The organism is Embleya sp. NPDC005971 (assembly GCF_040629175.1).
Classification (GTDB): domain Bacteria; phylum Actinomycetota; class Actinomycetes; order Streptomycetales; family Streptomycetaceae; genus Embleya.
On record NZ_JBEXUX010000055.1, the window covers coordinates 1 to 24,375 of the forward strand.

The window sequence follows — 24,375 nt, forward strand, 5'->3', positions numbered from 1 at the left end:
CCGGGCCCCGGCACGGCATCACCACCGTCGTCTCCCAGCGCAGCGGCGAGACCGCGAGCGCGTTCACCACCCACCTCCCGGCGGCCGACGGCCCCGGCGCGACGCCACCCGTCCCGCGGCTCAGCCGCGGGGCGTCCGCCAACCGGCCCACGCGCTGCGCACCATGTCCGACGTGTCGTGCCGGGCCTTCCAGCCCAACTCGGTGGTGATCAGGTCGGCGCTCGCCACCACCCGGGCCGGGTCGCCCGCACGCCGCGGCCGGACCTCCGGAGCCAAGTCGCGCAAACCGGTGACCTCGCCGATGAGTTCCACCATCTCGCGCACCGACGTGCCCTCGCCGCGACCCACGTTCAGCACCAGGCGCGCGTCCGGATCGCTCGCGAGCCGACGGGTGGCGGCCACGTGCGCCTCGGCCAGGTCCACCACGTGGATGAAGTCGCGCACGCAGGTGCCGTCCGGGGTGTCGTAGTCGTCCCCGAAGATCATCGGCGCCTGATCCGCCGTCAACTTCTCCAGCACCATCGGCACCAGGTTGAACACGCCCTTGTCCGCGAGCTCCGGCGCGCCCGCGCCCGCGACGTTGAAGTAGCGCAACGAGGCGTACGAGATCTTGTGCGCGCGCGCCGTGGCCTTGATCATCCACTCGCCGACGAGCTTGCTCTCGCCGTACGGGTTGATCGGCACGCACGGGGTGTCCTCGTCGACGAGGTCGACGTCGGGCATGCCGTAGACGGCGGCGCTGGAGGAGAACACGATCCGGGTGACCTCGGCCTCGACCATGGCCGCCAGCAGGGTGCGCAGACCCTCGACGTTCTCCTCGTAGTAGTAGAGGGGGCGCGCGACCGATTCGGGCACCTGCTTGCGGCCCGCGATGTGCACCACACCGTCCACGGCGTGCGCCCGGAAGACCCCGTCGAGCAGTGCCCGATCCAGCACCGAGCCGACCACCAGTGGCACCTTCTCCGGGACCAACTCGCGGGTGCCCGAGGACAGGTCGTCGACCACGACCACGTCCTCGCCGACCGCGAGCAGCGCCCGCACGACATGTGTCCCGATGTATCCGGCACCGCCGGTGACAAGCCACTTCATGACTTCAGCGTAACCGCCGAGCCGTTCGCCCCGGCTCAGGCCGGGCCGGGGCGACGCGGGCCGGTCCGCTTCACGACACCGGCGTCGAGTCCGACTCGGTGACGCGGTGCTGCGGTTCGGTTCCGGGGATCATCACCTTGCGCGAGACCACGAACGTCACCGGGATCGCGGCGGCGGCGGCGACGAGCGGCGCGATCCGCTCGTCCATCGACGCCCACGACACCAGCGCGTAGACGCCCACCGTGGTGATCACGAAGTTCGTCACGTTGGTCAGCGGGAACAGCAGGAACTTCTTCCACGTGGGCCGCACCTTGTAGGTGAAGTACGTGTTCATGAAGAACGAGCCGATCATGCTCAGGATGAAGGCGGTGACGTGGGCCGCCAGATACGGCACCACATGACGCAACCCGAGGTAGAGCAGGTAGTAGGTGCCGGTGTTCACCACACCCACGAGCGCGAAGCGAATGGCCTGACGCAGCATCAGCGGCCGACCCCTCGGGGCGCGGCGTTCGCCGAGGTCTCCCGGATGGCGGCGGCCATCTGCGGCGCGGGCACCCGCGTCTCCGTGCTCTCGCGGACCAGGTAGTGCGGGCGGTTCTTGGTCTCGTAGTAGATACGGCCGATGTACTCGCCGATCAGACCGAGCATCGTCATCTGGAGCCCGCCCAGACCGGTCACCGCCGCGATGATGGTGATGTAACCGGGCGTCTGGATGCCCTGGAAGATCGCGATGCCGATCAGAATCATGGTGTACGCGAGCGACAGCGCGGACAACACGAGGCCGAAGTAGATGGCCACCCGCAACGGCCGGTTGTTGAACGAGATCAAACCGTCCAGGCCGTAATTGAGGAGCTTGCCGAAACTCCACTTGGTCTGTCCGAGTTCGCGGGTGACATTCTTGTATTCGAAGAGAACCGAGTCGTATCCGATCCACGAATACAGGCCCTTGGAAAACCTGTTGTATTCGCGCATCGACAGCAGCGCATTCAGTGCCTGCCGCGACAACAATCGGAAGTCGCCGACACCGTCGACGAGTTCGACGTCGACCCACTTGTTGACGAGCTTGTAGTACGAGCTGCTGAGGAAACTGCGGAACCGCTTGTCGCCCTCACGGCTGCGCCGCGCGATCACCTGATCGTGGCCCTTGAGGTGGAGATCCAGCATGCGCGGGATCAACTCCGGCGGATGCTGGAGGTCCGCGTCCATGATCACCACGGCGTCGCCGGTGGCCTGCTCCAGGCCGGCCAACATGGCGGCCTCCTTGCCGAAGTTGCGGCTGAAGGAGGTGTACTTGGCGGCCGGGTCCTTGGCCGCCAGCTCGCGCAGGATCCGCAGCGTTCCGTCGGAGCTGCCGTCGTCGACGTAGCAGATCTCGACGTCGGCCCCGATGTCCTTGAGCTCCGCGCGGATCGTCTCGTGGAAGGTGGACAGTACGGCTTCTTCGTTGAAGCACGGCACCACGAGAGACAAGAGCATCGACTTCACCGGTTTCTCGTCTGAAGACAGGACCAGGCCCAAGGCCACAGCCGCGTTGGCAGGCGTTCTGTCCGACCCGCGTCGCCGAAGAGGTTCCACAGACCTGGTCGAAGACGGTCGGCAGCCCGAGCGCCGATCATTCTTGCACGAAAAGCCTGTCCCGAATCACTGCGCCGACCCGGATCCACAGCCCGGAGAGCGACCGCGCGGGCCTCGGACGGGGCTCCTGGAAGGTTCGTTGGGAGGGACGCGGCCGGCTCCGCAGCGGTTCCACGGCCGGCCCCGGCGCCCGGCGTCGTCGACGACGGGTGCGACCGTCGACCCGGTCGCACCCGAGAGCACTCGACGGGTCAGGTCTTGGAGCCGGACCGGCGGCGGAATCGGGCGGTGGCCACGGCCGCCGCACCGCGCGGGCCGTCCGCGACCCGCACGCCGAGCGAGTGGTTGGCCGTGCGGTAGGGCTGCACGAGCAGCAGAGCCCGACGCAGGTCCGGGACCATGTGCCGGGTCAGCCCCGAGCCACCGGCGGCGCGAACTCGCACATGGGTGGCCGACCCGTCCCAAAAGCTCACCTGCGCCCAGATGTCCCACGTCGCGAACGCGCCGAGGCCGCGCAGCGCGCCGCCGTCCAGCACCGCGCGCCCGTGCAGGAACCCGTCCTCGGCGGTGGCGGTCACCGTCGCGGGCCGGGACCGATTGGTGGTGCCGAGTCGATCGCGCAGTTCGATCTCGACGTGCGCGATCCCGGAGGCGCTGATCCGGCCGTACAGATCGGCGATCCGCAGGTCCAGCGCGAGCCGGGCCCCGGTGACCGACACCGACGCCTCGACGTCGATCGGCAGCCCGGCGGTGGGCACCGAGCGGAAACCGCTGAGCGGGACCGCCGGGCGCTCGTCGTCCCAGGTCGGGGTCTCGGGACCGCCGAAGTACGGCGGCACCAGCCGCGGCGGATCCGCGGCCAGCTCGGCGAGCCGGGCGGCGGCGGTCGGCCGCTCCCGGGTGCGCACCACGTCGGCGGCCCAGCGCGCGGACGGCGTCGCGTCCACGAAGGCCCGCACGCCGAACGTGGACAGATGTTGCCGGGCGATCTCCCACCACTCGTTGCGGTACTCCTCCTCCTGCCGGTGCAGGTCACGCAGGTAGAGCGAGAGATCGTGCTCCAGGAATTTGCGCTCGGCCGCGTCCACCAGGTGCTCGTCACCGGTGTCGCGCATGATCTCTACGACATCGGCGTGCGCCCGGACCCGGTCCTGCCAGTTGCGGATGCGGTCGCGACGCAGCGAGATGGACGGCTTGGAGGTGCGGCGCCGCACGTTCCAGGTGTAGACGGGCGCGTCGATCACCGCGAAGCGACGGGCCGCCGCGTAGACCTTCGCGGTGAACGGGAAGTCCTCGTAGTGGGCCGCGCCGTCGGGGAACTGGATGTGATTCTCGGTCAGGAACGAGCGGCGGTAGAGCTTGTTCACCGCGAGCGTGTCCCACAACGATTCCGGGCGTTCGGCGATCGAGTACACGCCCGGCTTCGCGAACAGGTGCGGATGCCAGGCCACATCGCGTTCCTCGGGCAACTCGCGGCGCACGCACCGCCCGGCCACGAAGTCCACGTCGTTGTCGACCGCGGCCCGATACATCGCCTCGACCGCGCCGGGCGGGAGCACGTCGTCGCTGTCGAGGTAACAGATCCAGCCGGACTGCGCGAAGGCGGTGCCGTCGTTGCGCGGCTCGCCGCAACCACCGCTGTTGGTGGTACGCCGCACCACCCGGACCCGATCGCGCGGCCAGCGGGACAACACCTGGCCGGTCTCGTCCGTCGACGCGTCGTCCACCACCACGATCTCCGAGACCACATCACCCTGGGCCAGGGCCGACTCGATGGCGGCCGGCAGGTGAGTCGCGTCGTTGTACGTGATGACGACGACGCTCACCCCGTCAGTGCGAGTCATCTCTTCACCCATTCTCGTTGCGGCGGCGCCGACCGGTGCGGCGGCAATCAGCCTATGCTCCGGCACTTCGGCTTCGGGTACCCGATGGCGCCCACGGTGAAAAGCTCCGTCCACCGGCGATTCCACATGGGTGGTTCGCGGGTCGGTCGGTGTCGTGCGCACGGGCCTTTCCGTGCGCACGACACCGACCGCGCCGCTAGTTGCCGATCGGCAGCCAATTGCCGAACGGTGCGGCGGCGACGGGGTCCTGCTGCCTGGTGACCAGCATGCGCCCGTCCTGACCCAGGGCCAGCAATACGGTGCGACCGGTCGAGTCCGTCGCGGCCAGCGGGGTGTACGGAACGTAGCGACCGTCGTCGTTCCAGCGCAGCGGCAGCGCGTCCCGGTCCGGCGCGGCCACCGCGCTGCTCACCCCGCCGCCGTTGTTGCGCACGACCAGGGCCACCTTGCCGTCGGCGCGCGGTGTCACCGCGACCGTCCCGGTGCCGCCCGGCACACCGAGGTCGCGCGGCTCGGCCGCCCACCCGCCCTCGGGCGCGGTCTGGCGCAGCGCGATCACCGCCCCGTCGGGCGACCTGCGGACGTAGACGCCGATCCGGCCGTCGGCCTCGATCACCGCGGTCGGGGCGGAGGAGACCGCCGGACCCCGGAACCTCGGGTCGGCCACGAGCGCCGTGTTGGGCTTGGGCTGGGCCCAGCGCGCCATGCCGGCCCTGGTCGACGCGAAGACCTCGATCCGGCCGGCGCGGGTGGTCACGGTGGCCAGGCCGTCCTGGAGGTCGGCGCCGCCCAGGTTGGCCCACGGGCCCCAGGTGCCGTTGGCCAGTTCGGTGCTGCTGCTCAAACCGCGGCCGCCGTTGCGTACGAACACCGACATGCGGCCGTCCTGGTTCACCGCCACGGCGGGCACCCCGACGTTGCGGGCGAGCTGCGGGTCGGCCGCGTCCGGGTTGCCGATCACCGACCACGGGCCGAACTTGCCGCCCGGCTCGGTCTGCGTCGCGGTCACGATCTCACGCTTCTGGGTCGGCGCGGTGGGGCCGAAGGTGGTCCGCAGACCCACCAGCCGCAGCTTGCCGTCGGGTGTCTTGGCCACGCTCAGCGTGGGCGCCAGCCAGCCGCCGCCGACATAGGCCGGGCTGCCCCAGGTGCCGCTGCCCGCCTTCTTCTCGGTCCACTGGCTGACCTGCCCGTCCAGCACCGCGAACGCGGTCAGCCGGCCGTCCGGCAGGGTGCCCGCCCAGGTCGGCGTGACCGGGTAGCGCGCGTAGGTGGTCTGCGGCCACAGCGACTTCTCGGCGGTCGTGCCCACGTTCCGGTCCCCACACCCGAATTCGAGCGAACAGCGGTCGGGGTTGCCGCCGCCGTAGATGTCCAGGATCGACTTCTTGCGCTTGAACTCGTCGGCGGCCAGGTTGCTCGGCCAGAAGGCGTTGCCGTAGCCGCGGAAGCTGGTGACCACGATGCGGCGCGAGTTGCCCGGGCCCTGATAGTCGGCCAGGGACGCCTGGGCGAAGAGCGCCGCGGCGGTGTGGTCCGGGTGGTCCACGTAACCCTTGCCGGGTTCGGGCGAGTAGACGTGCGGCTCGGGATCCGGGTCCAGGGTGCGGACACTGGTCGGCGCGAACTGGGCGTACAGGTCGGTGAGCGTGCCGACCAGGGCGTCCTTCGTATAGGCGTAGGTGTTCTTGACCGGGCCGCCGGCCGGGATCAAGGTGGGCATGCTCGGGATCGAGCCCTCCCACAGTTGCCGCAGACCGACCTGCTTCTCCTTCGCGACATGCCCGCCGCCGTCGAGCATGTTCAGGAACACCAGGCGCACGCGCGGCTTGGCCACGAGCGTGTCCACCTCGGCGAGGCCGACCCGGGTCTTCAGGGTCGAGCGCTCCCACTTGGCGTTGCGGTTGCCGGCCGCCATCTCCGCGTACGCCTGGCGCAGGCCGTTCTGCCGGGCCGTCGCGTACTGCGAGCGGTCCAACGACTTCTGCTTCGAACCCGACGGCGCCCGCCAGCCGTCGGCCTCGCCGGCGGTCAGATAGATGGTCGTGGACGCGCTGCCGTGGTCTATCGACTTCTCGATCTCCGGGTTGATGAAGTACAGGTCGTCATCGGGATGGGCCACCACCTGCACGTACGCACCCGGGAAGTCCGGCGAGTAGACCTCGGGGAAGGGCGCGGCCGCAGCGTCCTTCGACGGGGTCGACGATCCGGGCGAACGGACCAGGAACACGATGCCGATCAGGACGGCCAGGGCTATCGGGACCAACGTCCATCCGCGGCTCAGACGACGTGGGAGAGACACGTACCGGCGCCTTCCAGTGGAGGTAGAGACCGCAGGCGGATCGGCGTGCGGAGCAGGTATGGCGATCGAGGCATGGTTATATGACCAGATTCGAAATCTGCGTTCGTGGTTCCACAGGGTCCGAAGGTCCAGCGCCTGGCGGCGATGGCTAGTCTGGCACGAGCCGAGCCGTGGCCCGCTTCGCCGCAGCCGGCGCAGCGGCCCCCGTCGAATCGGCCGGGCCCCCGGACCGCCCGTATCCTGGGCCCGCTCTCGATCATCGTAGTTCGCCTCGGAAGGGTCGCTGGTGCGCCGTCTCGGTCTATCCTCGTCGGGAACCCACGTCCCAACCGCCACGTTGATTCGGGCCGGGGCTCTGACGGGGGCGGCGGTCGCCGGGATCCTGTTGTCGGTCGGCGCGTTCCTGGGACTCTTCGTGCGGCCCAGCTCGGACGACTGGTGCGTCCTGTGGAAGGCCCGGGACATGGGCACCTGGGGCCTGATGGACGACTTCTGGAACACCCAGAACGGCCGCGTCTCCAACGCCTTCGTCTCCGGCCTGGTCTACGGCGACGGTCTCGCCGGCGTCAAGGTGCTGCCACTGCTGCTGTTGGTGTTCCTGGCAGCGGGTCTGTTCCTGCTCTACCGCACCCTGTGGGCGCGGCTCGGCTGGGAGGCGCCCGCGTCGGTGTACCTGCTGCTCGCGCTGATCACCACGTGCGCGGTCTTCCTGTCCATGCCGATCCCGTACCAGGCCCTGCTGTGGGCGCCGGCCACCATCTCGCACACCCTGCCGTTCGTGATCGGTGTCTGGAGCCTGTTCTGGTGCCTGACCGCCACGACGCCCAAGCGCCGGCAGGTGGCCGTGATCGGGATCGGGGTCGTCGGTCTGTTCATCGGCATGCTCAGTGAGCCGTTCACCGTCGTCTCGCTGGCCATGTGTGGTGTGGCCGCGCTGGTGGCACTGCCCGCCGCGATCCGCCGCAAGGAACGCTTCGCACTGCTGTGGAACGTGTCCGCCCTGGTCGGTCTCGTGGTCGGGCTGGGTCTGCTCTACACCTCCCCCGGGGCCAAGCTGCGCCGGGCCGCGACCGGCACGGGGGAGTCGGCGCTCGACCCGAAGGTGCTCAAGTCCGGGTATCACGAGTGGCTCAAGGTGCTGGACACGATCACCTCGACGTGGACGTATCTGGCCGTGGTCGCGATCGGCGTCCTGCTGGGCCTGGTGACGCGACGGCTGGTCGCGGACGGGCCCCTGCTGCCGGGGCCGACCTGGCTCAAGGCCGTGGTCCTGGTGCTGCCGGCGCCGATGTTCCTGGTGATCAGCTTCGGCGTCACCCTGTCGCTGCGCCTGGGCTACGGCCCCGGCGGGTGGTCCTACAGCCGTACGTGGCTCAACTTCCTCGGCCCCACCCTGGTCGTGCTCGGCCTGTGGGGCGTGTGCCTGGGCGTGGCGCTGCGGGCGTTGGCGGCCCGACGGGGCAACGCCGGACGCGCCGGCCTGGCGGTGATCGCCCTGGCGGCGGCGGTCTTCAGCGCCGTGTCCCTGGTCGAGTGGGCCGGGGTCATGCGGGACCTGACCAGGACCACGGTCACCCGGGCACAACAGTGGGACGCCGAGGACGCGCGCACTCGGGCCCAGGTGCGGGGCGGGGCGACGGTGGTGACCTACGATCCGCATCGGATCGGTGGCCTGGCCGAAGCCTTCATGGTGCCTCGGGCCAAGGACTGGGCCGCGGGATGCGTGGCCCGCTACTACCGGGTGGACGAGGTCGTGCGGCCCCGGAAGTGACTCCGGGACCGCACGAGCGGGCGTCGATCCGTCAGCGGTCGATCTCGTCGAAGAGGTCTTCCCAGCGGTCCAGCACCGCTTCCAGGGCATAGGGCCGCACGTGTTCGCGTGCGGCCTTGCCGTAGGTGCAGCGCAGTTCGGGATCCGCGATCAGCCGTTCGAGCGCCCTGGCCAGCGCCGGCATGTCCCCGGACGGGACGAGCACGCCGGTCACACCGTCGTCGACGAGTTCGCGGACACCGGCCGAGAGGTCGAAGCTGACCACCGGCACCCCGCACGCGGCGGCCTCGGCCAGCGCCATCGGGCGCCCCTCCTTCTCGCTGCTGAGGGCGACGATGTCGACCTCGCGCAGCGCCCGGCTCATGTCCGAGACCCGGCCGCGGAAGATCACCCGATCGGCGATGCCCAGCTCGACGGCGGTTTCCCGCAGGTAGTCCTCCTGCGGCCCGTCGCCCATCAGATGCAGTTCCCAGTCCTGGTGCGCATCACGGGTGGCCTCGGCGAAGGCCCACAGCAGCCGTTCCAGGCGCTTGATGCCCTCCAGCCGGCCGACCGCGGCCACCCGCCGGGTCCCCGCCGGTGCCACCGCGTCCGGGTAGAACGACAGCGGGTTCGGCATCACGCCCGCGTTGGGCAGCCGTAGCCGGGTGAACTCGTCGGCGTCGCCCTGGCTGAGGAACAGTGCCTTGCTCATCAGCGGGTAGTGCCGCAGGATCAGGTCCTTGTTCTCCGAGGTGCGGGCCTGGAGGAAGGACTCGTGGTACTGGCCGATGCCCTTGAGCTGCGGCCAGTGCAGCGGCAGGACCCAGTCCGCGGCCCACGGCGAGCCGAAGACGACGAAGCCCTCGGGCACGGCGTCGAAGCGTGCCTGGAGCTTGGCCCGGGCCTCGGTGCGCGCCGCCTTGTTGCGCCGGGCGCTCAGGTTCCGGGTCGGGCTGAGCCGCTCGGTCAGCGACTTGGCGTGCCAGGCCGCCGCCGGAGTGTCCGGATAGAGCGTGGTGTGCTCGTAGGTGGGCTCGTCGTGATAGCGGAAGGGCTCCGGGGCGGTACGGATGCCGACCACCTCGACGCGATGTCCGCGTCCGCCCAGACCCTGCGCCAGGGTGTGGATGACCCGCTGGGACCCTCCGAGCGAGTCGACGTCGATGCCCACGAAGAAGACGTGGCGTGTCCGGGTGGTCCTCACTGCTGTTCCTCACCGAAGAAGGCGTCCACGACGGTCCGACTGGCATGACCGGTCTCATAAGAACAGAACATCGTGTGGAATTTCTCGTAACGCTCCGCGTATTCCTCGACCACAGGGTCGAGATCACGCAATACGTCGACCAGCTCCGACGTCTCGCGGAGCATCGGGCCCGGAGCGATCTCCTCCAGGTCGTAGTACGTGCCCCGCTCGCCGTGCTTGTAGTTCTCGTAGTCGTCGACGAAGAGCAGGATCGGGCGGCGCAGGTTGGCGTAGTCGAACATCAGCGACGAGTAGTCGGTGAGGAGCGCGTCCGAGGCCAGCAGCAGGTCGTTGACATCCGGGAAATTGGAACCGTTGCGCACCACGTGCGCCAGTTCCGCCGGGACGGTGAATCGGTCGTAGTAGTGCGCGCGCACCACGATGATCCAGTCGTCGTCCAGGTTGTCGACCAGTTCGCGCAGGTCGACGCGGATGGAGGAGCCGGTGTTGCGTCCGCCGTCGCGGAAGGTGGGCGCGTACAGCAGCACCCGCGCGCCGTCCGGGACGCCGAGCCGGTTCCGGGCCTCCTGGGCCCGCTCCAACTGCTCCGGTTCCTCCCAGCGCACCAGCACGTCGTTCCGGGGGTATCCGGTGCGCAGCAGGTCGCCGGTGTACTTGTTGGCCGGCACGAAGGTGCGCTCGAACTCCTCGCTGGGCGAGACCAACAGGTCCCAGCGATCCACCATCGCCTGGTGCTTGGACTGCGCGTCGTCCGCCGCGTTGCGCAGCGAGGGGACGTCGAAGCCCATCGTCTTCATGGTCTGGCCGTGCCAGGTCTGCAGGTAGTGCGTCTCGGGCCGCTTGGCGTAGATCGACGGGAGATTGTGGCTGTCGACCCAGAACTGCGCGCGCGCCATCGTGTGCACGTACTGCCAGCTTCCGCGCCGCACGAGCTTGACGCCCTCGGGGAAGGTCGAGGTGTCGCCCGCGTACGACCACACCACGTCGACCGGGCGCCCCTGGCGCACCAGCTCCTCGTGGATGTAGCGCGGGTTGTCCAAGTAGCCCTTGCCCTCGACCGATTCGAAGAGCACGAGCCCTTTGCGCACGGGCAGCCGCGTCAGCGCCCGGTAGATCGTGGCCTTGTTCTCGTGGCTGTTGAGCTTCTTGCGCGCGGCCTTGACCTTGCGCTTGATCCGACGCTGGATCGGACCCAGCCGCTTGACCTCCTTGAAGGCCCCCGTCCGGTCCCAGGTGATCTGGAAGCGCCCCGCACCGGCCGGCTCGCACTCGATCCGGACCGAATGCCGCTCGATCCGGCGGTAGGTGATCCGGCGGGCGAGCGGCGTGAACCCGAGCTGCCCGAGCAGGATGTTCGTGTTCGTCAGGTCGCCCTGGCGAAGGGTGACGGTGGGGTGGCGCCGGCCCACGAAACCGTTGATGCCCAGCGGCACATCGGCCAGTTCGAGGGTGACCTCGCCGGCGAACTCGCCGGGACCGTCCGGGAGCAACCGGAACGGAGTGCGCATGATGCGCCCGGTGGTCCCGAGGTTCACCCGGGCTTCCACCGGTTCATCGCCCAGGAGCAGGCCCGGGTCGTAGGTGCGCAGGCGCAGGACGAGAGCCGTGCCCTCGGTGCGGAACGATTCGACCTCGTGCCGGAGAATCGCGGTCTCGAAGACCTGGTTCTCGTAGTGGCGTTCCGTCACGTCCAGGTTTTCCCGGGCCTCGGCCGTCTCCGGCACGACGCGACCCCAGTACGCGCGGTCGTCCGCCCGGGTCACATAGCGGGGGGCGACCTTGGGGCGACCCAGGATGCGGGCCTGCTCGACGGTCTCCTCCAGGCGCCCGGCCCGCAGCAGATACAGGCAGATCCGCTCGTCGGGCGGCAGCAGCGCGTACGCCTCGTCGTTGAGCGTGGCCAGGTAGGGCACCGTGGCCTCGGCGAACCCGGCCACCCACTCCTTGGGCCGATGCGGGAGGTCGCCCAGGTAGAGCCGGAAATCGTGGCGCAGGAACTTGTGGTCCTTGGCGGTCTTCAGCGCCCGGCTCTGCCCGGCCTGCACGAAGAACTCGTCCACCAGCCGGGCCACCGTCATCCGGTCGACGACGTTCTGCATCTTGTGTCGACTGCTGGAGATCGAGAGCTTCTCGTTCGCCGCGGCCAGGTACCAGCGATAGACGACCCAGGGGACCACGACGAAGCTCTTGGCGAGGGAGAACGCCTGCGCGGAGAAGAGCTGGTCCTCGTAGTGGATTCCCACCGGGAATCGAAGGCCGTGCTCTTCGATGAATTCCCGGCGATACATCTTGTTCGTGGAGAGGTGGTCGAAGAGCATCTCGGGCTTTTCCTGGAGCCCGTGCACCACCTCTTCCTCGAGGAAGAGATCGGGATACCAGAGGGCGGTCCGCCCGGTCGCCTCGAAGTAACGTTCGACATCGCCGGTCGCGAAATCCGCGCCGCTCTTCTCCAGGGTGAGCAGCAGGCTCTTGCACGCGTGCGGAGGCAGTTCGTCGTCGCTGTCCAAAAACATCACGTACGGCGCGCGGGAAACCTCGATGCCCCGGTTGCGCGGCGCGCTGCAGCCACCACTGTTGTGCTCCAGGCGGACGTAGCGCACGCGCGGGTCGGCCGCCTCGAGCTCCCGGGCCACATCCGGTGTCGTGTCCGTGGAGCAGTCGTCCGCAATGATCACCTCCAGGCTGTTCAACGTCTGCGCGAGCACGGAACGCACTGCGCGGGGCAGCCGTTCTGCGTCGTTGTAAACGATGACGACCACGCTCACGTCTGGCGTGGAGGGTGATGACATTGCGGCTGCCTCCGGGTTGTGCGAACGACTCGAGCTGTGCCTTGAGGGCGCTTCGTCGACCGACCGGTGCGGTGGTCGATCGTGACGAAGTGGGGGGAAGTACCTGAAAAATGTACGCACGAGTTGCCTGGATCCTAGCCAACGGGCGGATCACCGGGCGAATGTCGCCCACCGGCGGGTAGCGCTGCGCCTCGTGGTGGAGACGCGTCGAACTCGCATTCCGGTTCCATCGGCGCGGCCGCTTTTCCCGGGCCCGGCGCCGGGCCCGGCGGGCGAGCCTGCCAGGATGGAGCGGGGCGGATCGGACGGTATCGAGGCTCCCCGTGATCGGCTAGCCTGTCTCGTTGTTTCGACCGGGGCTGCGCCCCGTCGACCTCTTTGACATCAAAGTTGCTCCGGCGACCGCTCGTAAGGAGTGATGGCGCCTGTCCACGGCACTGGTCATCACGGCGTCAACATCGTTGCCCTCCCCGGCCGGAATCGATCCGGCCGCGCTGCTCGCCGAACTCGCCGCGCTGACCCGGGCGGTGCCCGACGTGCAGGTCGTGCCCGCGGCCGGGCTCGACCCGCGGATCGCGGCCGACACCGACCGCATCGCGCTGGTCGATCAGCGCTTCGTCGGGCATCGGCACGCACTGCGACTGGCGATCGCGGACACCCGCTTCCCGGCCACGCACGTGCCCGGCGTGCTCGTCGTCGAGGGCGACGCGCGGGCCGAGGCCGGCCGCGTGCTCGCCGAACTCGGCCGACTGCCCGCCGACATCAGCGTGCCGGACGCGATCGCCGAACGCATGATCGCGGACGGCCGCGTGTCGGTACGGGTCGTGCCGCTGGGCGACCTGGTCGCCGCCGTCCCGCACGGGCCCGTCGAACGCGAGCAGGCCCTGGCCGCGGTGGCGGCCGTGGACGAGGAACGCATCCGGCTGAACTCGGCGGTCAAGGCCCGCGACGGCTTCTTCACCACCTTCGCGGTGAGCACCTGGTCGCGCTACCTCGCGCGTTGGTGCGCCGGCCGGGGGCTGACGCCCAACCAGGTCACCGTCGCCTCGCTGTTCGTCGCGCTGGCCGCCGCGGCCGGTGCCGCCACCGGCACCCGCGCCGGCTACATCGGTGCCGCGCTCGGCCTGTACCTGTCCTTCGTGTTGGACTGCACCGACGGCCAACTCGCCCGCTACGCGGTGAGTTACTCGCGGATCGGCTCCTGGCTGGACGCCACCTTCGACCGGGCCAAGGAGTACGCGGTCTACGCGGGCCTGGCCATGGGCGCGGCCCGGCACGACGACGACGTGTGGACTCTCGCGCTGGTCGCCATGGTCGTGATGACCACCCGACACATCGTCGACTTCGCCTTCAACGAGACCCGGCGCGGCATCGGCGGCGGGGACGACGACAGCGCCGACGGCGGCGCCGGCGCCAAGCTCTCCGGCAAGTTGAACTCGGTCGGCTGGACCGTGTGGGCCCGGCGGATGATCATCCTGCCGATCGGCGAGCGCTGGGCGCTGATCGCCGTGCTCACCGCGACCACCACGCCGCGGATCACCTTCGTCGTGCTGATCGTCGGCTGCGTGCTGGCCGCCTGCTACACCTCGCTGGGCCGGATCCTGCGCTCGCTGCCGCGCCGCGCCGCGTTCGTCCCGCAGGTGGGCGAACACCTCGCCGCGCTCGCCGACAGCGGCCCGCTCGCCGAGGCGGTGGCCCGACTGCGACTGCGCGTGCCCGCCCCCGCCGCCGCGCTGCTGGGTACCGCGGCACTGCTCGCCGTCCTGCTCGCGGGCGGTGCGGGCGAGTGGTGGGGCCTGGCCGGTGCCGGGGTGTACGCCCTGTGCGCCGGGGTGGCGATCGGCCGACCGCTGGTGCGTCGGCTCGACTGGGTGGTGCCGCCGGTGTTCCGCGCCGCGGAGTACGCCGCGATCACCATCCTCGCTGCCAAGGTGGCGCCCACCGCGGTGGGCGCGGCATTCGGCCTGGTCGCGGCCACGGCCTACCATCACTACGACACGGTGTACCGCCTGCGTGGCGGCTACGGGGCCCCGCCCCGGGCACTGGTGTGGCTGGTCCTGGGTCACGAGGGGCGTGTGCTCCTGGTGACCGTGCTGGCCGCGCTGGGCTCGGGGACCCTGCGCACCGGCCTGATCGTGACGGCCGTCGTGCTCGCGGCGATCGTGCTCACCGAGAGCGTCACGTTCTGGGTGCGCGGTGCGCGCCCGGACATCGAGGACGCCACTCCGGTGGGACCGGCTCCCACGGCCCCGACGCCGTCGTACCGCCCCCTGGAGGCCGCCGCCGCGGCTGCCTCCGATCGAACTGGAGACCTCTCATGATCGGCCTCGTTCTCGCCGCCGGCGCCGGCCGCCGGCTGCGCCCGCATACCGACACGCTGCCCAAGGCCCTGGTGCCGGTGGGCGCGCCCGGTGCGCCGGACAGCGAACGGTCGATCCTGGAGGTCACGCTGTCGCACTACGCCTCGGTCGGACTGACCGAGGCCGCGATCGTGGTCGGCTACTGCGGCGACGCGATCCGCGACCGGCAGAGCGTGCTGGAGAGCCGGTACGGCCTGAAGCTGCACATGGTCGACAACGACAAGGCCGAGGAGTGGAACAACGCCTACTCCCTGTGGTGCGCGCGGGACTACCTCGCGGACGGCGTGCTGCTGGCCAACGGCGACACGCTGCACCCGGTCTCGGTGCAGGAGACGATGCTCGCCGCGCGCGACACCTCCGGGTCCGGCGCCAAGGGCATCATCCTGGCCCTGGACACCGCCAAGCCGCTCGCCGACGAGGAAATGAAGGTCACCCTCGGCGAGGACGGCCGGATGCGCCGGATCACCAAGCTGATGGACCCGGCCGAAGCGGCCGGCGAGTACATCGGCGTCACGCTGATCGAGGGCCACGCGGCGCCCGCGCTGATCGAGTCGCTCCAGGCGACCTTCGAGCGCGACCCGCAGCTCTACTACGAGGACGGCTACCAGGAGCTGGTGAACCGGGGCGGCCGGGTCGACGTGCAGCCGATCAGCGCGCCGGACACCCGGGTGCCGTGGACCGAGATCGACACCACCGAGGACCTCACGGTCGCGCGGGAGATCGCGTGCCGGTACTGACCCGACTGGTTCCCACCCCGCTCACCGTCGACATCCGCGCGGGCGCGGTCGACGACCTGGCGGCCATCCTGGCCGACCGCCGGGTCTCGACCTCCGGCCGGATAGCGGTGGTGGTCAGCGAGGGCTCCGGCACGCGACTGCGCGAACGCTTCGCGCCGCAACTGCCGGGCGCCGAGTGGTACAGCGTCGCCGGCGGCACCCTGACCGCCGCCGTCGACCTGGCCGACCGGATGCGCGGCGGGGCCTACGACGCGGTGGTCGGCCTCGGCGGCGGCCGGGTCCTGGACGCGACCAAGTACGCCGCCGCGCGCGTGGGCCTGCCCATGGTCGCGGTCGCCACCAACCTCGCCCACGACGGCATCGCGTCGCCGGTGAGCATCCTGGACAACGACGCCGGCCGCGGCTCCTACGGCGTGCCCACCCCGATCGCGCTGGTGGTGGACCTGGACCTGGTCCGCGCCGCACCGCAGCGCTTCGTGCGCTCGGGCATCGGCGAGTCGTTGTCCAACCTGTGCGCGGTCGCCGACTGGGAGCTCTCCCAGCGCGAGACCGGCGAGCCGGTGGACGGCCTGGCGGTCGCGCTGGCCCGCACCTCCGGCGACTCGATACTGCACCGCCCGGGCGGGATCGAGGACGACGACTTTCTCGTGGCCCTGGCCGAGGGCCTCGTACTCTCCGGCATCGCGATGTCCGTGGCCGGCACCACACGTCCCTGCAGTGGGGCCTGCCACGAGATCTCGCACGCGATCGACCTGCTCTACGGCGAGCGCGACGGTCACGACGGGCTGCACGGCGAACAGGTCGGCCTGGGTGCCGCGTTCGCCACGTACCTGCGCGGCGACGTCGAGCTGACCAAGCTCTTGACGAGCACTCTCGATCGGCACAAGCTGCCGGTCGTGCCGGAGCATCTCGGCTTGACCATCGACGAATTCGTGGCGGCGGTGAGTCACGCGCCCCAGACCCGTCCGGGACGCTTCACCATCCTCGAACATCTCGACCTCGACAATGACGCCATCCGGGATTCGGTGACCGAATATGTCCACACCTACGGCGGCTGAGCTTCGCTCGGTCGTACACCCCGAGGGCCTGCTGGACCGGCGCAGTGGCGAACACTGGGCCGGGCGCATCTACATGCGGCAGATCTCCCTCCAGGTCACCCGACGCATCGTCGGGACCCGGGTGACGCCCAACGGGCTCACCTACATGATGATCCTCGCGGGCATCGCCGCGGGCGCCGCGCTGATCCTGCCCGGGATCGCCGGCCCGCTCGCGGCGCTGATCCTGGTGCAGCTCTACCTCCTGCTCGACTGCGTCGACGGCGAGGTGGCCCGCTGGCGCCGGCAGACCTCGGTCACCGGTGTCTACCTCGACCGGGTCGGCCACTACCTCTCCGAGGCGGCGCTGCTCTCCGGCGCCGGCCTGCACGCCGCCGGCGTCCTGGACGGCGGTGGCTTCAACGGCTACGCGACGCTGGGCGTGGTCGCCGCGCTGGGCGCGATCCTGATCAAGTCGGAGACCGACCTGGTCGACGGCGCCCGGGCCAAGAGCGGCCTGCCGCCCGTGCAGGACGCGGCCGCCGTGCCGCGTTCCTCGGGGGCCGCCTCGGCCCGCAAGCTGGTCGCCTCGCTCAAGTTCCACCGCCTGGTCGGCGCCGTCGAGGCGTCGATCTTCCTGCTTCTGGCGGGTCTGCTCGACCTGGTGCTCGACGACGGCGGCCTGCTGTACAGCAGGATCGCGGTCGGCGCGCTCGCCGCCATCGCGCTCCTGCAGACCGTGCTGCACCTGATCAGCGTGCTCATGTCGAGCAGGCTCCGGTGACCGCCGCGGCTGCCCAGGGGCAGCGCACCGGCGACGGCACCGCGGCGGATCGCATCACGCTCGGCGCGGTCGTGCTGACCATGGGCGACCGCCCGGTCGAGCTGGACCGGCTGCTGCGCTCGGTCGCCGACCAGGTCGGCGACCCGATGGCGGTGGTCGTGGTGGCCAACGGCGGCCCGCTGCCGGAGCTGCCCGAGGGCACGGTGGGCATCCCGCTGCCGAAGAACGTCGGCATCCCCGCCGGCCGCAACGTGGGCACCGCGGGGCTGCCGGCCGGCACCGACGTGGTGCTCTTCCTCGACGACGACGGCCGCCTCGGCGGCACCGACGCCGGTCGGTTGTTGCGCGAGGCGTTCGCGGCGAACCCGCGCCTGGGCATCGTCAGCTTCCGGATCGTGGACCCGGAGAGCGGCGAGACCCAGCGCCGGCACGTGCCCCGGATCCGGGTCGGCGATCCGCTGCGCTCGGGGCCGGTGACCACCTTCCTCGGCGGCGCCAGCGCGGTGCGCGCGGCCGTGCTGGAGGAGGTCGGCGGACTGCCCGACGACTTCTTCTACGCACACGAGGAGACCGACCTCGCGTGGCGCGCGCTCGACGCCGACTGGGAGATCGAGTACCGCGCGGACATCGTGCTGGAGCACCCCAAGACCAGCCCGGCGCGGCACGCGGCGTTCTTCCGGATGAACGCGCGCAACCGGGTCTACCTGGCCCGCCGCAACCTGCCGTGGCCGATCGTGCCCGCCTACCTGGGCACCTGGGTCGTGCTCACCGCCGCCCGCCGGCCGTCCAAGGAGAACGCCCAGGCCTGGCTGGCCGGCTTCCGCGAGGGCTGGAAGACCCCGAGCGGCCCGCGCAAGCCGATGGCCTGGCGGACCGTCTGGCGAATGACCAGGCTCGGCCGTCCGCCCGTCATCTGACAGGCTGGAATTCTCGTACCGTTTCGATTTCGATCCGACGCAGACGAAAGTGTCAACGTGGCCAACAGCGCGCAGGCCGACACCCTGAGCCCACAGGGGACATCGGCGCCCCCCGGTTCGTCCGAACCTCTGGCGGATCTCGCCGCCCGCTACAAGCTGACGGTCAGCGGCGCCCGACCGGGGCTGTTCTCGTACACGAAGCAGCTCTGGGCCCGGCGCCACTTCGTGGTCGCCTTCGCCAACGCCAAGACCCGGGCGACCTACAGCACCGCCAAGCTCGGCCAGGTGTGGCAGGTGCTCACCCCGCTGCTGAACGCGGCCGTGTACTACCTGATCTTCGGCTACCTGGTGAAAACCAAGGGCGGCATCGAAAACTACGTCGCCTTCCTGGTGACCGGCGTCTTCGTGTTCACGTTCACGCAGAGCGCGGTCCTCGCCGGCAGCCGGGCGATCAGCGACCAACTCAACCTGATCCGCGCGCTGCACTTCCCGCGCGCGTGCCTGCCGATCTCGTTCACCATCGTGCAGCTCCAGCAGCTCTTGTTCTCCATGGTCGTGCTGTGCGCGATCGTGCTGGGCACCGGTGAGCCGCTCAGCCTGAAGTGGCTGCTGATAGTGCCCGCGTTGCTGCTGCAGTTCGTCTTCAACGTCGGCCTGAGCCTGGTGCTGGCCCGCATCGGCGCCGTGATGGTGGACATCAAGCAGTTGCTGCCGTTCATCCTGCGCACCTGGCTGTACGTCAGCGGCGTCTTCTACAGCCTGGACAACTACACCAAGGACGCACCGTCCTGGGTGGCCCGGGTGCTGGAGGCCAACCCCGGCGCGGTCTACATCGAGCTGGTGCGTGACGCGCTGATCGACAGCCACACCGACATCCCCCTGCACACCTGGGGCTACGCGGTCGGCTGGGCGATCCTGATGGGCTTCGGCGGTTACGTGTACTTCTGGAAGGCGGAAGAGAGGTACGGCCGTGGCTGAGCAGCCGGCAATCATGAGTTGGAGCGAGGTCACCGAACAGTCCGAGGTCGAGGTGCCCGAACAGAGCCAACCGCAGGAACCGAAGCAGGCCCCCGAGCCGGCGGAGATCCCGCCCACCGTCGTGGTCGACGACGTGCACCTGATCTACCGGGTGCACGGGGCCTCCTCGGGCAAGGGCAGCGCGACCTCCGCGCTGTCCCGGCTGGCGCTGCGCAAGAAGGCCACCGGCGTCACCGAGGTGCACGCGGTGCGCGGCGTCAGCTTCGTCGCGTACAAGGGCCAGGCGATCGGCCTGATCGGCCGCAACGGCTCCGGCAAGAGCACGCTGCTCAAGTGCATCGCCGGCCTGCTGCCGCCGACCACGGGCAAGATCTACAGCGACGGCCAGCCGTCGTTGCTCGGCGTCAACGCGGCGATGATGAACGACCTCACCGGTGAGCGGAACATCATCCTGGGTTGCCTGGCGATGGGCATGACCCAGCAGGAGGCCGAGGCCAACTACGACGAGATCGCCACGTTCTCCGGCCTCAACGCCTACAACGGCAAGGACTTCACCAAGCTGCCGATGCGCACCTACTCGTCCGGCATGGCGGCCCGCCTGCGGTTCTCCATCGCCGCCGCGCGGACGCACGACGTGCTGATGATCGACGAGGCGCTGGCCACCGGCGACCGCGAGTTCCAGCTCAAGAGCGAGGCCCGGATCCGCGAGCTGCGCAAGGAGGCCGGCACGGTCTTCCTGGTCAGCCACAGCATGAAGTCGATCCGGGACACCTGCGACCGGGTGATCTGGCTCGACCAGGGCGTGATCAAGATGGACGGGCCGATGGAGCAGGTCGTCAACGCCTACGAGGGCAAGTAGCGACATCGCGCCACCCGCACGTCCGCACCACCAGTACGACCAGCACCACCCGCACCACAATGCACCACGCGAAGGGGTTCACCGGTGTCCTTGCAGGTCCTGGCGGAGAGTACCGACGACAACCTCGACATCGAGATCCTGCGGGACGTCAACGGACTCACCGAACACACCTCATGGGCACACGGGGGCATGGAGTTCATGGGCGAGTACGGCATGTTCGCCGTACTCGCCGTACTCGCCCTGCTCGCGTGGTGGCGGGCCCGCTCCCGCCCCGACCACACCGCGGCCATGGCCGGCCTCGTCTGGGCCCCGCTCGCGGCCCTGGTGGCGGAGCTGGCGAACGCGCCGCTGCGCGAGTGGGTGAACCGGCCGCGTCCGTTCCTGAGCCACGACGGGCTGCACGTGCTCGTCGCAGGCAAGACCGACCCGTCCTTCGCCTCCGACCACGCGCTGACCACGATGGCGTTGGCGGTCGGGATCCTGGTGGTGGACCGCCGGATCGGGATCCTGGCGGTGCTCGCCTCGGTGTTCACCGGTTTCTCCCGGCTGTACGTGGGCGTGCACTATCCGACCGACGTGCTCGCCGGGTTCGCGCTCGGCGCGCTGGTCGCGCTGGTCGGGTCGATGTTCATGGGTCGGGTCCTGGAACCGGTGGTGCGGCTGGTCGAACGCGGGCCGCTGCGTCCGCTGGTGGCGGCCGAGCCGCGCCCGGCCGGATGACGGCGACGCGGCCGAGGGGGCGGACACGATGGGCACGGACACCGAGGACGGCCGCGACGCCGGACGCCTGGGCGAGCGACTGAGCCTGCGCGAACAGGTCGCGCGCGCGATCCGGGCCGCCCTGCTGGCGGGCCGGATGCAGCCCGGAGTGGTCTACTCCGCGCCCGCCCTGGCCACCCGATTCGGGGTGTCCGCGACGCCGGTTCGCGAGGCGCTGCTCGATCTGGCCAAGGACGGCCTGGTCGAGCCGGTACGCAACAAGGGATTTCGGGTTCGCGGCCTGTCCGCCGCCGACCTGGACGACATCCACGACCTGCGCGAGCTCCTGGAGATACCGATCGTCGGGCGGCTCGCCGAGGACGGTTGCGTCGCCGCGCTGCCCGCCCTGCGGGCGTTGGTCGACGAACTCGCCGACGCGGTCGCCCGGGTCGACGCGCCGGCCTACGTGGAGGCCGAGGATCGTTTCCACGCCCACCTGCTCGGCCTGGCGGGCAACGCGCGCCTGGTCCGGATGGCCGCCGAACTACGGGCCCAGGCACGGTTGTACGGCCCACGTCCGTTGGCCGATCCGGCCGACCGGAACCTGATCGCCGCCGAGCATCACCGGTTGCTCGACCTGATCGAGGCCGGCGATCGGGCCGGCGCCGAGGCGTCGACCCGGCGGCACCTGGCCCGCTCGCGCCGCCCGGCCCCCGACCTGCCGCCCGCGGCGGCACCGGCCGACCCGCCGTCCCCCGAACGGCCGTAACCCGGGCTCGCCTCGCTCGTTGTCCCGTCGAGCCGCCGCCGCGTGGCCGGCCGTCACGCGAGGATTCCGAGCATCCGGGAGAACCCCACATGTTGGTCCGCACCGCGCTCACGGGTGCCTGCTGCGCCCTCCTCCTGGCCGGGGCCACCGGTTGTCAGGGTGACGACGTGCAACCTCAGGGAGCGCAGGCCAAGGGCAGTGCCGGGCCCGCGAACGGCCCGTCCGAGGCGGTCCTGGCGGTCCGCAAGGCGGCCGATGTCACGACCGGCGCGAAGAGTTCGCGCACCCGCACCACGATGACGATGCAAAACGCCGACCGGGTGGTCAAACTCACCGGGCAGGGCATGTTCGACTACGTCCGGCACATCGGTTCGCTCACGGTCGACGCGCCCAAGGACTCCGGCATCGTCGGACCGCTCCAGGAGATCCTCACCCCGGACGCGCTCTACATGAAGAACGGGTCGCCGGGTGTGCCCAAGGACAAGTGGGTGCGGTTGGCGATCGACGGGCTGGCCGACGGCAACCTGGTCAGCGGCGGTGCCACCGACCCCGGGACGTCCTTCGAGATACTGCGCGGGGTCAACGACGACGTGGTGCTCGTGGGCAGCGAGAAGCTCGGCGCGGACACGGTACGGCACTATCGGGGCACGCTGGACATCCGCAAGGCGCACGACCTGACCGCGCCGGAGGTGCGCGGCCCGCTGGCCGCCGCGCTCAAGACCTTCGACGGCGCGCCGATCCCGTTCGACGCCTACCTCGACGACGCCGGCCGACTGCGCAGGGTCGAGGAGTCGTTCGCGTTCGTGATGGGCCCGGACCAGGCCAAGACGGCGACCGCGAAGGTGCTCTCGGCGGCGGAACTGTACGACTTCGGCGTCGTGGTCGACGTCAAGCCGCCCGAGGCCAAGGATCTCTACGTCGCGCCGAACCCGTCCGGCACCCCGGCGGGGCGCGGCTGAGTCACTCCCGCGGCGTCGTTCCGGGCGGTCCCCAAATGACCCAGGCGTGCCATGTCGGCGCTGCGGAGCCGCCCCTACGCTGGATGGGCCGAGGCCCGTCCGGGGTGCGCACGAGGAGGTGATGTGGGTGTCACGGTTCTCCGATCGCCGTGTACACGACCACGTCGTCCTCGACGAGATCGAGCTCTACAGTGACCTGATGATCGCGGCGTCGGCCAGCGAGGGCCCGCTCACGCAGGCCCAGATCGACGCCGTGCTCGGACTCGTCGGCGGCTGGGGGACAGGGGCCCACACCCGGGCCGGCCCCCGTCGCCGCGGCCTCAGGAGCGCACCAGGCGTGCGATCGCCTGGGACGCCTCCTTGACCTTTTCCTCCGCTTCCGGGCCACCCTTTTCCACCGCGTTGGCGACACAGTGCCCGAGATGTTCCTCCAGCAGGCTGAGCGCGAACGATTGCAGCGCCTTGGTCGCCGCCGAGACCTGCGTAAGGATGTCGATGCAGTATTCGTCCTCGGAGACCATCCGCTGCAGCCCGCGGATCTGCCCCTCGACCCGGCGCAGCCGCTTCAGGTGCTCGTCCTTGCGCCCGCTGTAGCCGTGTCCGTGCCCCGACGCCTCGTGCGTCGCGGTTGCCGTCGCGTCCGGAGTCTGCGAGTCCTGTTCCACCGTCGTCTCCCGTATCTCTGCGGCCGTTCCCCACGTGTCCATGGCTCGATCGGGCGACCGTCCATTACCCGAATTTACCCCCGGGGGGTATATCCGGCAAGCATTCCGATCATGCGCCGGCGGCGTCGGTCACCCCGATCCGCTCCTTCGCGGACAACCGCCGGCCATCCGCCGGATCCGTCCATGTGATGTGGGCGACATGGATCGAGCGTAGGCCGCACTGTCACCCGAATGCCGCCCTGGCCCATACTCTGGCCGTGTGACGGGCGTCCTAGGCGGCGGAACGGGTGCTTCCGCATGCCCGTTCGTCGCTGTGAGCGCGCGTCTCATTACCGCCGGGTACGGTCGCGGTCCGCGTCGACTCCCCGGTTTGCATGCCGGACCGCCGGAGCGCCTAGCATCGACGCCGACCACTTTCATTATCCCGGAGACCTCCAGTGCGATTGCGTCTGACCCCCAGGGAGACGAGCTTCTACGACATGTTCGCCGCAGCGGCGAGCAACCTGGTCACCGCATCCAAGCTCCTGACGGAGTTGCTCGGCGCAGAGGTCTCCGCTCGTCCGGAGATCGCCGAACGGATGCGCGCGGCCGAGCATGCGGGTGACGACACCACGCATGCGATCATGCGCCAGCTCAACGCCTCGTTCATCACCCCGTTCGACCGCGAGGACATCTACGCCCTCGCGTCGCAACTGGACGATGTCATGGACTACATGGAAGAGGCCGTCGACCTGGTCGTGCTGTATCAGCTCGACGAACTCCCGCCGCAGGTCGCGGACCAGATCGAGGTGCTGGTCCGGGCCTCGGAACTGACCGCCGAGGCGATGCCCCGGCTGCGCACGATGAAGGACCTGACCGAGTACTGGATCGAGATCAACCGACTCGAGAACCAGGCCGACCAGATCCACCGCAAGCTCTTGGCCCACCTGTTCAGTGGTGCCTACGACGCGCTGACCGTGCTCAAGCTCAAGGGCATCGTCGACGTGCTCGAAGAGGCCGCCGACGGGTTCGAGCACGTGGCGAACACGGTCGAGACGATCGCCGTCAAGGAGTCCTGA

20 protein-coding genes are annotated in these 24,375 nt (G+C 70.1%); 12 read left to right on the forward strand and 8 right to left on the reverse strand.

Going from position 1 to position 24,375, the window contains the following annotated elements; translation table 11 throughout:
• Positions 1-120 precede the first annotated feature (120 nt).
• The 5 genes from galE to ABZ374_RS35450 form a co-directional block, all read right to left on the reverse strand.
• The gene (gene galE / locus ABZ374_RS35430) at positions 121-1,089 is read right to left on the reverse strand and encodes a UDP-glucose 4-epimerase GalE (protein WP_360319238.1); all 969 of its coding nucleotides are present in this window, start codon (positions 1,087-1,089) and stop codon (positions 121-123) included.
• 70 nt (positions 1,090-1,159) lie between these two features.
• Complete coding sequence (locus ABZ374_RS35435; protein WP_360319240.1) at positions 1,160-1,570, reverse strand: GtrA family protein; 411 nt, start codon at positions 1,568-1,570, stop codon at positions 1,160-1,162.
• Positions 1,570-2,565, reverse strand: coding sequence for a glycosyltransferase family 2 protein (locus ABZ374_RS35440; RefSeq protein ID WP_360319242.1), 996 nt, complete (start codon positions 2,563-2,565; stop codon positions 1,570-1,572). The genes ABZ374_RS35435 and ABZ374_RS35440 overlap by 1 nt, the downstream gene beginning before the upstream one ends.
• A gap of 350 nt (positions 2,566-2,915) precedes the next feature.
• The gene (locus tag ABZ374_RS35445; protein ID WP_360319244.1) at positions 2,916-4,508 is read right to left on the reverse strand and encodes a glycosyltransferase family 2 protein; all 1,593 of its coding nucleotides are present in this window, start codon (positions 4,506-4,508) and stop codon (positions 2,916-2,918) included.
• 196 nt (positions 4,509-4,704) lie between these two features.
• Positions 4,705-6,810, reverse strand: a complete 2,106-nt coding sequence (locus tag ABZ374_RS35450) for a PIG-L family deacetylase (protein ID WP_360319246.1) — start codon at positions 6,808-6,810, stop codon at positions 4,705-4,707.
• 337 nt (positions 6,811-7,147) lie between these two features.
• On the opposite strand from ABZ374_RS35450, the gene ABZ374_RS35455 reads away from it, so the two are divergent.
• Positions 7,148-8,581 carry a DUF6056 family protein gene (locus ABZ374_RS35455; protein WP_360319248.1) on the forward strand — a complete coding sequence of 478 codons (1,434 nt, stop codon included), beginning with the start codon at positions 7,148-7,150 and terminating at the stop codon, positions 8,579-8,581.
• 31 nt (positions 8,582-8,612) lie between these two features.
• Here the strand turns inward: ABZ374_RS35455 and ABZ374_RS35460 are convergent, their stop codons facing one another.
• A complete protein-coding gene (locus ABZ374_RS35460) occupies positions 8,613-9,767 on the reverse strand; it encodes a glycosyltransferase (protein ID WP_360319250.1) in 1,155 nt (384 codons plus the stop codon).
• Complete coding sequence (locus tag ABZ374_RS35465; RefSeq protein ID WP_360319252.1) at positions 9,764-12,532, reverse strand: CDP-glycerol glycerophosphotransferase family protein; 2,769 nt, start codon at positions 12,530-12,532, stop codon at positions 9,764-9,766. Before ABZ374_RS35465 ends, ABZ374_RS35460 begins: the two co-directional genes overlap by 4 nt.
• Positions 12,533-13,092: 560 nt before the next feature.
• Here ABZ374_RS35465 and ABZ374_RS35470 point away from each other — a divergent pair.
• From ABZ374_RS35470 to ABZ374_RS35515, 10 genes are all read left to right on the forward strand, one after another.
• Positions 13,093-14,877, forward strand: a complete 1,785-nt coding sequence (locus tag ABZ374_RS35470; RefSeq protein WP_360319352.1) for a DUF5941 domain-containing protein — start codon at positions 13,093-13,095, stop codon at positions 14,875-14,877.
• Positions 14,874-15,653, forward strand: a complete 780-nt coding sequence (locus tag ABZ374_RS35475) for a phosphocholine cytidylyltransferase family protein (RefSeq protein WP_360319254.1) — start codon at positions 14,874-14,876, stop codon at positions 15,651-15,653. The genes ABZ374_RS35470 and ABZ374_RS35475 overlap by 4 nt, the downstream gene beginning before the upstream one ends.
• The gene (locus ABZ374_RS35480; protein WP_360319256.1) at positions 15,641-16,711 is read left to right on the forward strand and encodes an iron-containing alcohol dehydrogenase family protein; all 1,071 of its coding nucleotides are present in this window, start codon (positions 15,641-15,643) and stop codon (positions 16,709-16,711) included. Before ABZ374_RS35475 ends, ABZ374_RS35480 begins: the two co-directional genes overlap by 13 nt.
• On the forward strand, positions 16,689-17,471 hold the full coding sequence (locus ABZ374_RS35485; protein WP_360319258.1) for a CDP-alcohol phosphatidyltransferase family protein: 783 nt from the start codon (positions 16,689-16,691) through the stop codon (positions 17,469-17,471). Before ABZ374_RS35480 ends, ABZ374_RS35485 begins: the two co-directional genes overlap by 23 nt.
• Before the next feature lie 80 nt (positions 17,472-17,551).
• Positions 17,552-18,388 carry a glycosyltransferase family 2 protein gene (locus tag ABZ374_RS35490; RefSeq protein WP_360319354.1) on the forward strand — a complete coding sequence of 279 codons (837 nt, stop codon included), beginning with the start codon at positions 17,552-17,554 and terminating at the stop codon, positions 18,386-18,388.
• Between the two features lie 57 nt (positions 18,389-18,445).
• Positions 18,446-19,366: an ABC transporter permease gene (locus ABZ374_RS35495; RefSeq protein ID WP_360319260.1), complete on the forward strand. Its 921-nt coding sequence runs from the start codon at positions 18,446-18,448 to the stop codon at positions 19,364-19,366.
• A gap of 13 nt (positions 19,367-19,379) precedes the next feature.
• Positions 19,380-20,225: an ABC transporter ATP-binding protein gene (locus ABZ374_RS35500; protein WP_360319356.1), complete on the forward strand. Its 846-nt coding sequence runs from the start codon at positions 19,380-19,382 to the stop codon at positions 20,223-20,225.
• A gap of 84 nt (positions 20,226-20,309) precedes the next feature.
• The gene (locus ABZ374_RS35505; protein WP_360319262.1) at positions 20,310-20,945 is read left to right on the forward strand and encodes a phosphatase PAP2 family protein; all 636 of its coding nucleotides are present in this window, start codon (positions 20,310-20,312) and stop codon (positions 20,943-20,945) included.
• Positions 20,946-20,973: 28 nt separating this feature from the next.
• Positions 20,974-21,693 (forward strand): GntR family transcriptional regulator, encoded by a 720-nt coding sequence (locus ABZ374_RS35510; RefSeq protein ID WP_360319264.1) that lies wholly within the window; start codon positions 20,974-20,976, stop codon positions 21,691-21,693.
• A gap of 89 nt (positions 21,694-21,782) precedes the next feature.
• Positions 21,783-22,652 (forward strand): hypothetical protein, encoded by an 870-nt coding sequence (locus tag ABZ374_RS35515; RefSeq protein ID WP_360319266.1) that lies wholly within the window; start codon positions 21,783-21,785, stop codon positions 22,650-22,652.
• A 320-nt stretch (positions 22,653-22,972) separates the two neighbouring features.
• Here ABZ374_RS35515 and ABZ374_RS35520 read toward each other — a convergent pair whose 3' ends face one another.
• Positions 22,973-23,359 (reverse strand): metal-sensitive transcriptional regulator, encoded by a 387-nt coding sequence (locus ABZ374_RS35520; protein ID WP_360319268.1) that lies wholly within the window; start codon positions 23,357-23,359, stop codon positions 22,973-22,975.
• Between the two features lie 395 nt (positions 23,360-23,754).
• On the opposite strand from ABZ374_RS35520, the gene ABZ374_RS35525 reads away from it, so the two are divergent.
• The gene (locus tag ABZ374_RS35525; protein ID WP_020552276.1) at positions 23,755-24,375 is read left to right on the forward strand and encodes a DUF47 family protein; all 621 of its coding nucleotides are present in this window, start codon (positions 23,755-23,757) and stop codon (positions 24,373-24,375) included.

Coding starts and splice junctions, on each gene's coding strand:
- ABZ374_RS35515 (WP_360319266.1), top strand. CDS start 21,783: ATGTTGGTCCGCACCGCGCTCACGGGTGCCTGCTGCGCCCTCCTCCTG.
- ABZ374_RS35510 (WP_360319264.1), top strand. CDS start 20,974: ATGGGCACGGACACCGAGGACGGCCGCGACGCCGGACGCCTGGGCGAG.
- ABZ374_RS35490 (WP_360319354.1), top strand. CDS start 17,552: ATGGGCGACCGCCCGGTCGAGCTGGACCGGCTGCTGCGCTCGGTCGCC.
- ABZ374_RS35500 (WP_360319356.1), top strand. CDS start 19,380: ATGAGTTGGAGCGAGGTCACCGAACAGTCCGAGGTCGAGGTGCCCGAA.
- galE (WP_360319238.1), bottom strand. CDS start 1,089: ATGAAGTGGCTTGTCACCGGCGGTGCCGGATACATCGGGACACATGTC.
- ABZ374_RS35485 (WP_360319258.1), top strand. CDS start 16,689: ATGTCCACACCTACGGCGGCTGAGCTTCGCTCGGTCGTACACCCCGAG.
- ABZ374_RS35520 (WP_360319268.1), bottom strand. CDS start 23,359: ATGGACACGTGGGGAACGGCCGCAGAGATACGGGAGACGACGGTGGAA.
- ABZ374_RS35440 (WP_360319242.1), bottom strand. CDS start 2,565: ATGCTCTTGTCTCTCGTGGTGCCGTGCTTCAACGAAGAAGCCGTACTG.
- ABZ374_RS35475 (WP_360319254.1), top strand. CDS start 14,874: ATGATCGGCCTCGTTCTCGCCGCCGGCGCCGGCCGCCGGCTGCGCCCG.
- ABZ374_RS35435 (WP_360319240.1), bottom strand. CDS start 1,570: ATGCTGCGTCAGGCCATTCGCTTCGCGCTCGTGGGTGTGGTGAACACC.
- ABZ374_RS35445 (WP_360319244.1), bottom strand. CDS start 4,508: ATGACTCGCACTGACGGGGTGAGCGTCGTCGTCATCACGTACAACGAC.